We start from the raw sequence: 12426 nt of genomic DNA on the forward strand, positions 1-12426 counted from the left end.
CCAGCTCCAGCGTATTGCTGCCCAGATGATCCGAAAGGCCGAAGCGTATTTGCTGATTTTCAATGCCTTCGGGGCAACCTTGCTCCCAGTGCAGGATACGAATGCTGTTGAGCTCTGCCGTCACGATCACAGTATTGAGCCACTCGCCGGTTGCGCTGTTACGCCGGATCTCAAGGCCAGGCAAGTAGCGTACTTCGTTGGTGTGTTGCTGATTTTTAGCTTGGCTGCGACGAATTTTCAGTGCACGTTGGCCGCTGCCGTCATAGCGATAGATTTCATCATCGTCCACACCCTCGGCTCTAACTACTTGGGTGACACGCTGTAACTGATTGCGCACATTCCAACTGAGCATTTGCCCAGGTTCGAGCATCAACTGATTGCCGTTTTGATCAAACCCCCTGCCCAACCCCGCAGCAGTACCGACCAAAGTCTGCTGGAGGCTGTGGTTACTTTGAGTAGCGATATTCATTTGCCGCGTATAGCCAGTGGCATGCTCTGGCAAATGTTGCAACGTACTCAAGTTGCCACTGGCATCGTAGGTATAACGTTGTCGATAGTTACGACACAGGGAGCCTTGGGTCGCACTAAAGGCCAACGCCTCAGGCAGATTCGGCCCGCTGACAGAGCGGCTACTTTCACGTCCCGTCGTTTCAATCAGGCGATAAAGGGTGTCATAGCGGTATGTGTTCTTTGCCTCGGTTCGGGCGTTATCAAACCACTGAATCGGTTGAGCCGCGTCACTCACACTCAACACATTTCCGACACGGTCGTAGATATAGGCCAAATCTTGCAAAGGCTCATTGAACTTGCCTACTCGAAAGCTGCGCGAGTGCTTAAGACGCTCATCAAACGCGTTGTACTCAAGCACACTCAGTACACCGTTACCTGCACGCTCGCTGAGCACCTGCCCAGAGGCACTGTAAAGTCGCTGTTCGAGCAGGGTGTGGTGGTGGCCATCGTTCAGCGTGACACCGAAACGAACCAGCAAACCATCCTGTGCATACTGGGAATGCTGAAGGTTACCTTTAGCATCCGTCTGCTCGATTAGTTGACCTAAAGCTTGATAACGCCAAGTGCTGGTGTGCCCTGCGCTGTCTGGCAACTCATCCGTAAAACGTCGGGTTTGGGTCGAGAGTTGGCCGTGCAGATCATAGGCTCCAAAGAGTAACTGACCTGCTGGATCAACGTGATGAATGAGCCTGCCGCAGCAATTACGCGCGGCTTCAGATGAGGTGGTTTTCCCATAGGTTAGCTGCTCAACACTTGTTCGGGTAGCTTGGTCGCTGGATTGTTCAAATGCCCGAGTTAGGCGTAGTAGCCGATCATACTCATACGACTCGCAGGCGCCGCGGGCATCCCTGCGTTCAAGGACCTGCCCAGCGCTACCAAACCATGTGATACGACGCCCTTTGTCTACGCTGTCACTCACTAACTCGCGGCCCGACAAGGAGTGACACAGACGCTGATTGGGTTTTACGCTTGCGTCGCTTTGGCGCATGGCGGTCAGGCGCGGGTCCCACTGCTCATTGAGCGCACCTCGACGACCGAATACGCGTCGGCTGACTCGGGCTTGAGGGCTGTCTTGGGCGCTTTGACGGTAATAGTCCACGTCACGGACGCTCAACCCACGAGGATCAAACGCCGTTAGCGATGGCGTGTGTTGATGTAAAGAAGGCTGCATTGGGTGATGTCCTGAACTGCACAATAATTAAAAAGTGTAGAGATCAGGGCTCATCCCTCCCGACTAATCTTGACACTCTTTGTATCCAGATAAGTTCAGTTACAACATTTAAAGCGCATTCGTATCCGCCTTGCCGGCACTGTCTGACAGCGCGTTGAACGCTAGCGTGTATTCACCCTTAGCAGGCAGCCGCTCTGTGGCTTAGATGACTGGCCAGTTGCTAAAGATAGAGAACTCAGTCACATGCCGATTTCAAGCCAGATCAAAGTGAAGTGTTACTGCAGGTTCCCAAAATGGTAACCGCTGCAGGTACAATCCCCGGCTTTCCCATCTCCAAGGATTGCCAATGTCCGGGCTTGAACTGTTTGCCGCCGCACTGGGCGTTATTGCCGTCTGGCTAACAGTCAAACAAAACCCTTGGTGCTGGCCGATTGGGCTGGTGATGGTGCTGCTCTACAGTTGGATCTTCTTCGATGTGAAGCTGTACTCCGACATGCTGCTGCAAGGGGTGTATGCGTTCTTGCAAATCTACGGCTGGTGGCAGTGGACCCGCTCTGGTGCTCAGCATCAGGGCCGACAAGTGACATCATTGAAAACACGGCAAATTGCCTTGGGTCTAGGTATTGGTGCGATTGGCAGTCTAGCGCTTGGCGCAGCCATGGCCCACTGGACCGACGCCGCTCAACCTTGGCTCGACGCTGCTCTCACGGCTTTTAGCCTAGTTGCGCAACTCTGGATGGCACAAAAACGATTGCAGTGTTGGGCGCTCTGGTGCGTGGTGGATGTGATTTTCGTCGGTCTTTTTGCCTACAAGGGCATGTACCTGACCGCAGGTTTGTATGCCCTGTTTACCGTAATCGCCATTCAAGGCTGGCGTGATTGGCGTGTTGATCCGGCGTTGCGTTCATGAAGGTCGTAGTTCTGGCGGGGCCGGAATCCAGCGGTAAGAGCTGGCTCGCGGAGCAGTTACACGCGCATTTTGGCGGCCTTATGGTGGGCGAGTATGTGCGTTATTTCATTGAGCAAAACCCACGTGATACCTGCCTTGGAGATATTTCAGATATCGCGCGTGGGCAACTTGAGTGGGAAGATCAAGCTCGCGCCAAACAGCCTGATCTACTGATTTTGGATACTCACCTATTGAGCAACATGCTCTGGAGCCAAACCTTATTTGGTGACTGCCCCTGCTGGCTAGAACCCGAATTATTGAAGCGTCGTTACGATCTGCATTTGCTGCTGTCACCGGATGACGTGCAATGGACCCAAGACGGTCAACGCTGCCAGCCCTTGCTGGTGGAGCGTCAGGCGTTTTTCAACGCCAGTCGCCACTGGCTTGAAGTTCATCACCAACCGATGCAAGTCATCACGGGAGATTGGCTCACACGTCAGCAACAAGCCTTTGCTAGCGTAGAGCGGTTACTCGATTAATGTCCGTTGTTGAAACAGTTGATCCCGCTCAAACCCTTATAAAGACTGAGGTCAGAGAATAGCTCAGTAGAACTGTCTCAATATTGATACAGCTTCGCGCTGTGCCAGTCAGGCTCATGCTTTAAAACCCGCTCATCTATGAAACACTCTGCACCGTTAGTGTTGAGAACGTACAACTAACCTATTGTTATAAAACAATTAATTTATATAGGCATGTCACTTGCTTAGCTATTGCCAGCCTATAACCCAACTTAGAAAGAGCTTAGGTTGACTAAAGTATGGAGTCTGCAATGAATACTGCCGATGCTCTTAAGCCAATGGTTTATGCCCTCGCAGCACTTGTAGCGGCCACTCAACAGCCGCGACCTAACGAATTTGATGCTTGTGCAATAACCGATAAAAAGTTGGCCGAGAGACACCCAGGACCTTGGCCGCAGCGCTCAGATTAGTCGCGTGACGGTGCAGCACATCGCATAGAGCCTGCCGCTCAGCCCGATGTTTGTAGTCTTCGAGGGTGTCCATTCTAAGTACGGTATGGGTGGGAACGTCTAAACCTAGATCCGCGGCTTCGATTTGTCGTCCCTCAGCCAGTATCAGGCCACGCCGAACACGGTTGGCCAGTTCACGAATATTGCCCGGCCAGGCATGGTTGGCCATCGCGATCAGAGCCCCCTCACTGAAAGGGCGTGGACGCCGACCGGCTTCAAGACTGTAAATGCGGCAAAAGTGATTGGCTAATAGACTCAGATCACCATGTAACTCACGCAAAGGGGCTGTGCTGACCTGAAGAACATTGAGTCGGTAATACAAATCTTCGCGAAAGCCGCCTGAGTGGATCGCCGCTTCGAGATCGACATGGGTGGCGGCCAGTACACGTACATTGATCGGTATCGGATTCACCCCTCCTACTCGTTCAATGTGCTTTTCTTGCAGAAAACGCAGGAGGTTAGCTTGCAACTCCAGAGGCAAGTCACCGATTTCATCGAGCAACAATGTGCCGCCGTTGGCGGCCTCGATACGCCCGATCTTGCGTTGATGAGCGCCGGTAAAGGCGCCTTTTTCATGGCCAAAAAGCTCAGATTGAATCAAATGCTCCGCGATTGCCCCGCAATTGATCGCAACAAACGGCTGATCGTGACGCAGAGACTGACGATGCAAGCTGCGTGCAACCAACTCTTTGCCTGTGCCGCTTTCACCGCGGATCAGAACCGGCGATTCGCTCGGCGCGAATTTACCGATCAACTTACGCAACTCACGCACACTGCGGCTCTCACCCAACAGTTCATGGGTTTGAGTGTCAACATGGTTCAACATCTGGTCACGCAAGCGGGCCATGCCGAACGCTCGACCGAGGGTGACCTGTACGCGTGCCACGTCAAACGGCAAGGTATGGAAATCAAAAAACCACTCGTAAACGAAATCACCGACATTTTTGATCTTCAATACCTCTGGGCTCACCACAGCAATCCACTGCGCGCCGCTACGACTGATCATTTCCTTAAGGGGCGCTGGATGCTCAAGGTGCTCGGACAACAATCGAAACAAAACAACATCACACGAACGCCCAACTACCGACGTCAGACTACAACTGTCCACTGACCAGCCCATTTTTTGCAGCTCAGGTAATAACTGATGGCAATCTTCATAAGGATCAACCACTAACAAGCGCCGAGGTGATGACATTGCAAGCATGAGTGATCCTTCACATCAGTAAAAAACGAGTTGTATATTCAAAGTTTTAAAAACCGGTGAGCTTAACGTTAGCAACAAGTTTGGGCCTGGCTTGTAACGTTTTTTTATAACGCTGATAGCCAATTGAGATTTGCCAATCCAAAGGCATAGCAAACGTTTCTAGAGTCATTTAAGTGAGGGGATGGGTAGCGACTCAGCGTTGATTTAAATCAACGCCCATAAAAAATTTTAAAAAAATGACGTACCGGTGTGACCCGAAGTAGGTCTCGAGACATCAGTACTAGTAACCAACCGAACGGTACGCCCAGCCGACGGTTCATCATTTGATGGGCACACATGAGAGAAGACCCTATGAACGCCCCGCTCCGTTTCAACGAAGCACTTTTGATTGCCGGCCACGCCTTTGAACCCTTTCAATGCGTAGCTTGGGCTGCGCCTGATGGCCAAGGCGAATTGAGCCTGACTGTGATTGACCGCACCAACACACGCATTGGACGTAAGCAAATTGCACTTAGCGCACTGTCTGATGCCAACCAGCTGAAAGATCTGCTGGCTCAAGCTCGCAACGAGTTGAGCGACGAAGGCTACGCGCTCCAGCCTTGGGCCATGCCTGTTTAATTTTAAAATCTGTTTTGGGCCGGGAACGAACGTGCAGGTGATCATTAATGATTAAAAGATCCCGAGCACGTTCGCGCCTATTATCAATTCAAGGCGTCTATATGGCGGTATTCAATATTTAACGCTGCGCTCATTGTCAGCGCTTTACCCAGACGAATCGGCCCCCGCTCGATATCTATCAATACCCCCGGACACTCCAACTTCGGCAATATCGGTTGCTCTTTTAATCGGCCATCTGTCATCAGTAAAAAACGTTGCTGCTCCTGCGGGAACTGTTTGCGACGCGTTACAAGCCAGCGTGCAATCTCTTGTAACGCCTCAAACAACGGCGTTCCACCGCCTGCGCCTAAGTTTTGCAACCAAATGTCCAGGGCCTTTGAGGCCTTGCCCCCACTGATGTGCCAGTGTGGCGCGCTCCCACTGGCCGTCATCACCGCGATTCGAGCGCGTTGGCGGTAAGCATCTTCGAAGAGTTGAGCCAGTAGCCCTTTTGCATCGCTGAGCGCTTGATGCCTTCGGGTTGAGGCAGAGGCATCTATCACAATCAGCCACAGCTCCTGAGCCGCACTTTTACGACTGTGGTAGGCAAGGTCATCAAGCGTTTGCGGACGACCGCGCAGCAGGGTTTGCACCCAATTAATTGCCCCGCGTTCAGCACTGCGGCCAGCGCCCTGCCGACCTTGCTCAAGTGTTCCCAACTTAGGTTTGGCATCCGCCCCCGCCGCTGAACGAGGGCGAACGCCTAAGGCTTTTTTGGCCAGCTCGGTACTTCTCGTCGATGACCCATTGCTTGCGGCTGTGCAGGCAGCTCACCCCACTGGCCTTGGCCCGTACTCAAGGAGCTACCCGCCGCTTCAGACTGTGGCTGCGGCTGATCAGCGCTGGGTCGCTGCGGCGGCTGTTCGCGGCGACGATGGCGCAGGGCAAACTCGGCTACAGCATTAATGTCCTCGGTGCTGATAGCATCAGCCGCCCGCCAAGCAGCGTGAGCCCGCGCAGCGCGCAACCAGACCAGATCCGCCCGCAGACCGTCTACGCCTGCGGCGAAGCAGCGCTCGGTGATGACCGCCAAGGAGTCATCGTCTAAAACAATATGTTGCAACCTGTCCCTCGCCAGTTGGCAACGTTGGCGCAACTTCTCTTGAGCCTGCTCCCAGAGTGCGCAAAAACCCTCTGGGTCGTTATCAAACGCTAAGCGGCGGCGGATAATTTCTCCGCGCTCAACAGGTTGTGGTTGGTCGTCCATGGCCACGTTCAGACCAAAGCGATCAAGCAACTGCGGGCGAAGCTCACCCTCTTCGGGGTTCATGGTGCCGATCAATACAAACCGCGCTGAATGACGATGGGAGATACCATCGCGCTCCACCCTATTTATGCCGCTGGCCGCAGCGTCCAGCAGCACATCGACCAAGTGATCCGCTAGCAAATTGACTTCATCGACATACAGCACGCCACCGTCGGCCTTGGCCAGTACGCCCGGTGAGAACTGAGCCTTGGCCTCACCCAGTGCGGCGTCCAGATCCAGCGTGCCCACCAGTCGCTCTTCCGTCGCCCCTAGAGGCAAAGTGATAAAGGGGCCATCCGCTAAAACATCGGCCAGGCCACGGGCCAACGTAGACTTGGCCATCCCACGAGGACCTTCGATCAACACACCGCCAATCTTCGGGTCAATCGCCGTCAGGCACAGCGCTAATTTCAGCGAGTCCGCGCCGACGACCGCTGACAACGGAAAATGGAGGATGTTTGTCATGTTTTGGGCCTTAATCAATGGGGCTACTCGTGTAGGCATGAGCGTGCTCACGGTCTTTGAGCATCTAAAAGCTCGCGCCGACAGGGGCGTAAATTCAGTCTTCTTCTATATCCAGCAACAGATTTTCCAGCGCCTCGCGATACTCGCCCGGCTCGCTCCATAGGCCACGCTGTTGGGCTTCCAGTAGTCGCTCGGTCATGTCACGCAAGGCATGCGGGTTGTGCTGCTGTACAAAATCACGGGTGTCCGGGTCTAGCAAATACGCATCCGCAAGCAAAGCGTATTGGTGGTCGTCGATCAACTGAGTCGTCGCGTCAAATGCAAACATGTTGTCAAGGGTCGCCGCCATCTCGAACGCGCCTTTATAGCCGTGGCGTTTAACGCCCTCGATCCACTTCGGATTCGCTGCACGCGAACGGATCACCCTATTCAACTCTTCTTTAAGGGTGCGGATTTTCGGTAAATCCGGCTGGCTGTGATCGCCGTGGTAGCTGGCAGCGGTTGCGCCGCTCAGGCTTTCAACGGCTGCCAACATACCCCCTTGGAACTGGTAGTAGTCATTGGAATCGAGCACGTCGTGTTCGCGGTTGTCTTGGTTCTGGACCACTGCCTGGACCTGACTTAAACGCTGAGCGAATTGAGCCCGCGCAGCGCTGCCTTCATCAGCGCCACCATAGGCGTAACCCCCCCAGTTCAGGTAGACCTCGGCTAAGTCCTCTCGACTCTGCCATAAGCGCCCATCAATCGCATTTTGCACACCGGCGCCATAGGCACCCGGCTTGGCCCCGAAAATTCGCCAGCCCGCTTGGCGCGCCGCGATGTCCGCAGCCACGCCGTCACGCTCAAGCTGCTCGCGCTCGCTGCGCACCTTGGCCGCCAACGGGTTAAGGTCATCCGGCTCATCCAGAGCGGCGACCGCTTGTACGGCGGCGTCGAACAGTCGGATCAGATTGGCAAAGGCATCGCGGAAAAAACCCGACACGCGTAAGGTCACGTCCACCCGGGGCCTATCAAGCAGGCTAATCGGTAAGATCTCAAAGTCATCGACGCGCTGGCTACCTGTGGCCCAGACCGGACGTACGCCCATCAGCGCCATGGCTTGGGCAATATCGTCCCCGCCGGTGCGCATCGTCGCTGTGCCCCATACTGACAATCCGAGCTGGCGCAAGTGATCGCCATGATCTTGCAGATGACGCTCCAAAATTAGGTTCGCCGACTGGAAGCCGATACGCCACGCGGTGGTAGTTGGCAGGTTACGCACGTCTACCGAAAAAAAGTTACGCCCCGTGGGGAGCACATCAAGCCGTCCGCGACTCGGCGCCCCGCTGGGCCCCGCGGGGACGAAACGCCCGCTCAAGGCATCCAGCAAGCCTTGCATTTCCGCAGGACCACACGCGTCCAAGCGCGGCGCCACTACTTCCAGCAACGCATCGAAAATGGATCGGACTTCGGACCACTGTTCGCTGCCCGGCAAGTCTAAGTTACCCTCCAACGCCTGCTCAATTAGCCGTGCAGCGTATAACTCCAGCCGTTCACGGCTATCGCCAGCCGTTCGCCACAGCGCTTCGCTGACGGACATCAACTCTGGAGGCCGACGCTTAACCCACGGCTCACTTAACGCGCAGTCCAGTGGATCAAAAGCTAACTCGAAGGCTTTGGCCAGTGCCCGCAGCAAGCTGGATTGAGCACCCCGCCCATCTCCACGGGGGATGCGCAGCAAGGCCAGCAATGTATCAATGCGCAGGCGACCACTCGGTGACTCGCCAAAGATGTGCAACCCATCACGGATTTGCGACTCCTTGAGGTCACACAAATAGGTGTCCAGACGCGGTAGCCAAATTGCCGCGTCAGCGTCGCTATCTAAGTTGTCGTCCAGTTGCAGCTCGCGATCAATCCGCGTGTCACGCACCAGCTTCAGAATGTCACGTTGTAACTCCCGGGCGCGACGCGGATCCAGCAACTGGGCTTCGTAATACTCGTCGGCTAGCAACTCAAGGTCGCGCAGCGGGCCGTAAGTTTCAGCGCGGGTCAGTGGTGGCATTAAATGATCAATGATCACGGCTTGAGTGCGCCGCTTAGCCTGCGCGCCTTCCCCTGGATCATTGACGATAAACGGGTACACATTGGGTAAAGGGCCGAGGATCGCGTCCGGCCAACAGTGTTCAGACAGGCCAACACCTTTACCCGGCAACCATTCTAGGTTGCCGTGTTTACCCACATGCACCACGGCGTGAGCGCCGTAGGTGTGTCGCAGCCAAAAGTAGAATGCTAAATAGGCGTGCGGCGGCACCAGATCAGGGTCGTGGTAGACGGCGCTGGCGTCCACTTGATAGCCTCGGGCAGGTTGAATCCCGACAAAGGTCAAGCCAAACCGCAGCCCCGCAATCATCAACCGCCCACTGCGAAACATAGGATCGTTGTGCGGGGCGCCCCAGCGCTCGTTCACCGCTTGGCGATTGGCTTCGGGCAATTGATTAAACATTGCCAAGTACTCATCCAGACCCAAGCTCTGGTGGCAGGGCCGCAGATCAAGGCTGTCGGGGTCGTTACTGACCCCACCCAACAACGCCTGTATCAACGCCGTACCGGACTCAGGCAGTTCACTGGTCAACGGATAACCCTGTGCTTGCAAGGCCCGTAAGATATTCAGCGCGGCCGCAGGGGTGTCGAGCCCAACGCCATTGCCGATACGGCCATCACGAGTCGGGTAATTAGCCAGAATCAAGGCAGTCCGCTTTTGCGAGTTCGGTACACGGCCCAACTCGACCCAGCGCCGCGCCAACTGCGCGACAAAGTCCATACGCTCTGGGTGCGCGCGATAGCACACCACATCCGACTGGCTACGCTCACTGCGCCAAGCCAAATCTTTAAAGCTGATAGGACGGCTGATGATTCGCCCGTCCAACTCAGGCAATGCAATGTGCATCGCCAAGTCACGCGGGCCGAGGCCTTGCTCACTGTCGCGCCAACCCGGCTCGTTGTCTTGAGCGCAAATGGCCTGAATCACCGGGATATTGCGCCTAAAAGGCCGTAAATGCGGCGCCTCAGGGCTGGACTGGGCAAAACCGGTGGTATTGAGGATCACTCCGGCCTCAACTTCGTCGAGCCAGTCTTGCACCACGCTCATACAACCCGGCTCTTTGAGGCTGGCCACCGCAATGGGCAAGGGATTAAGCCCAGCCGCCTGCAAGCGCTGGCAAAACACATCAATAAACGCCGTATTCGCCGCTTGCAAGTGTGAGCGATAGAACAGCACGGCCGCCACAGGTTGCCCGACGTGCCAGTCAGCCTGCCAATGCTCAAGTTCAGGGTATGAATGCTGCGGGTGATAAATGGCTGTGCGCGGCAAAGCCTGCGGCTCACCCCACGCATAATCGCGGCCCAACCAAAGGCTGGCCAGACAACGATAAAGTTGCAATGCGTTGTGCCGTCCGCCTTGGCGTAAAAAGTGCCAAAGACGTTCGCCCTGCTCGGCTGGCACGGTACTCAACGCGCTGAGTTCTGGGTCTGGGCGATCATCACCCGGCACCAGAATCAGGGTCACGCCGCGCTCGGCCAGCTGCATCAAGCGCTCAATACCGTAGCGCCAATAACCAATCCCGCCGTGCAATGACAGCAATATGATCTTGGCGTGTTGCAGTACTTGATCGACATATAAATCGACCGAGCCATGATTTTGCACCTGCATCGGGTTGGCTAGACGCAGGCTTGGATAATCTTCAGGCAACTGCTGCGCGGCGTCCGCGAGCAGTGCCAGACTTGAATCACCGCTGCACAGGATCACCAGCTCGGCCGGGGTTTGGCCTAGGTCGGCAATGTTGTCGTCCGATACAAAACCACCGGGCTGAGTCCTGAGCAAATGCATGGTTTAAGCACCCAACGCTTTACGCAAGGTGGATTCGAGCAGCGCCGCATCCAGCTCTTGACCGATCAACACCAGCTTGGTCGTACGCGCCTCGTCACTGCCCCAAGCCCGGTCAAAATGCTTGTCAAAACGCGTTCCTACACCCTGAATCAACAGACGCATCGGCTTGCCCGGAATCGCCGCAAAGCCTTTAACACGCAGGATTTCGTGCTTGATTACTAACGCAGTCAAGGCATCCAGCAGCAGGCGCTCTTCGGCTTGCGGCAGTTCGATGGAGATCGAATCAAACGCGTCGTGGTCATGGTCGTCGTGATCATCACCTTCGTGATGATGGTCGTGATGGCTGTGGCGGCTATCAATGTGGTCTTCAGAACCAGCGCCCAACCCCAGCAACACGTCCAGCGGCAGACGACCGCTGCTGGCTTCGATGATTTTCACCGCCGGTGGCAGTTCTTCAGCCACTTCGGCACGGACTTTAGCCAAGTCTTTTGGGTTGATCAGGTCCGCTTTATTTAGGATCACCAAGTCGGCGCTGGCCAACTGGTCAGCAAACAGCTCGTGCAGCGGCGACTCATGGTCCAGATTCGGATCCAGCTTGCGCTGAGCGTCAACCTTGTCTGGGAACGCGGCGAAGGTACCGCTCGCTACTGCTGGGCTGTCAACGACGGTGATCACCGCGTCCACGGTGCAGGCGCTGCGGATTTCTGGCCACTGGAACGCTTGAACCAGCGGTTTTGGCAGCGCCAGACCCGAGGTTTCAATCAGGATGTGGTCGATATCGCCGCGCCGCGCAACCAGCTCACGCATCACAGGGAAGAATTCTTCCTGTACGGTGCAGCACAGGCAACCGTTGGCCAATTCATAGACCCGGCCGTTGGCTTCTTCCTCGGTGCAACCGATCGAGCACTGTTTGAGGATTTCACCGTCGATGCCCAACTCACCGAATTCATTGACGATCACCGCAATACGACGGCCTTGAGCGTTGTCCAGGATATGGCGCAGCAAGGTGGTTTTACCCGAGCCGAGAAAGCCAGTAACGATGGTGACGGGAGTTTTGGCCAGTGTTTTCATCGGATGCCCTTTGGCAAAGCGGCGGGCATACGGGACGAGAACCGCCAAATATAAGCGGTAAGTATTCGCCACCGGATCACCCCGCCCGGTTGAAGTAAGAATCAGGTACGAGGCAGGTCTCCTGGCTTACGGCTGGGCGTCTGCCTTAGGCTGACCCCTACCCTGCGCCTTCCCGCTGAATCAGCAGTGGCTTGGCAGAGTTATTGACCGTTTACAGTTGCGGGGGCAGCCGCGGCATACCGCGTTCCCATCTTAGCTTCGCGTCGCGAAGAACCTCGAACGTGCAAGGCTACGCAGTGCTTGGTAACAGGTCAATGTTGG

The 12426-nt window shown here is 55.5% G+C and carries 8 protein-coding genes, 1 pseudogene and 1 riboswitch; of the genes and pseudogenes, 3 read left to right on the forward strand and 6 right to left on the reverse strand.

All coding sequences use genetic code 11. The annotated features are described in order from the left end of the window. Positions 1-1681 (reverse strand): annotated as a pseudogene (locus tag AQS70_RS11230) (RHS repeat protein); the annotation flags it as partial. Positions 1682-2027: 346 nt separating this feature from the next. Between AQS70_RS11230 and pnuC the strand changes: the two are divergent. Continuing rightward, positions 2028-2591: a nicotinamide riboside transporter PnuC gene (gene pnuC / locus AQS70_RS11235; protein WP_055102847.1), complete on the forward strand. Its 564-nt coding sequence runs from the start codon at positions 2028-2030 to the stop codon at positions 2589-2591. Next, a complete protein-coding gene (locus AQS70_RS11240; protein WP_055102848.1) occupies positions 2588-3109 on the forward strand; it encodes an AAA family ATPase in 522 nt (173 codons plus the stop codon). The genes pnuC and AQS70_RS11240 overlap by 4 nt, the downstream gene beginning before the upstream one ends. Before the next feature lie 366 nt (positions 3110-3475). Here the strand turns inward: AQS70_RS11240 and AQS70_RS11245 are convergent, their stop codons facing one another. Beyond that, the gene (locus tag AQS70_RS11245) at positions 3476-4801 is read right to left on the reverse strand and encodes a sigma-54 dependent transcriptional regulator (RefSeq protein WP_055102849.1); all 1326 of its coding nucleotides are present in this window, start codon (positions 4799-4801) and stop codon (positions 3476-3478) included. A gap of 351 nt (positions 4802-5152) precedes the next feature. Here AQS70_RS11245 and AQS70_RS11250 point away from each other — a divergent pair, with 351 nt between their 5' ends. Beyond that, positions 5153-5419, forward strand: coding sequence for a hypothetical protein (locus AQS70_RS11250; protein ID WP_055102850.1), 267 nt, complete (start codon positions 5153-5155; stop codon positions 5417-5419). An 83-nt stretch (positions 5420-5502) separates the two neighbouring features. Here AQS70_RS11250 and AQS70_RS11255 read toward each other — a convergent pair whose 3' ends face one another. From AQS70_RS11255 to cobW, 4 genes are all read right to left on the reverse strand, one after another. Then, positions 5503-6117, reverse strand: coding sequence for a vWA domain-containing protein (locus AQS70_RS11255; protein ID WP_055102851.1), 615 nt, complete (start codon positions 6115-6117; stop codon positions 5503-5505). 44 nt (positions 6118-6161) lie between these two features. Continuing rightward, positions 6162-7169 (reverse strand): magnesium chelatase ATPase subunit I, encoded by a 1008-nt coding sequence (locus AQS70_RS11260; protein WP_055102872.1) that lies wholly within the window; start codon positions 7167-7169, stop codon positions 6162-6164. Between the two features lie 94 nt (positions 7170-7263). Continuing rightward, on the reverse strand, positions 7264-11034 hold the full coding sequence (cobN, locus tag AQS70_RS11265; RefSeq protein WP_055102852.1) for a cobaltochelatase subunit CobN: 3771 nt from the start codon (positions 11032-11034) through the stop codon (positions 7264-7266). A 3-nt stretch (positions 11035-11037) separates the two neighbouring features. After that, positions 11038-12105: a cobalamin biosynthesis protein CobW gene (gene cobW / locus AQS70_RS11270; protein WP_055102853.1), complete on the reverse strand. Its 1068-nt coding sequence runs from the start codon at positions 12103-12105 to the stop codon at positions 11038-11040. 94 nt (positions 12106-12199) lie between these two features. Beyond that, a riboswitch (cobalamin riboswitch) is annotated at positions 12200-12398 on the reverse strand. Positions 12399-12426: the final 28 nt, after the last annotated feature.

This window comes from Pseudomonas endophytica, from assembly GCF_001411475.1.
Classification (GTDB): Bacteria; Pseudomonadota; Gammaproteobacteria; order Pseudomonadales; family Pseudomonadaceae; genus Aquipseudomonas; species Aquipseudomonas endophytica.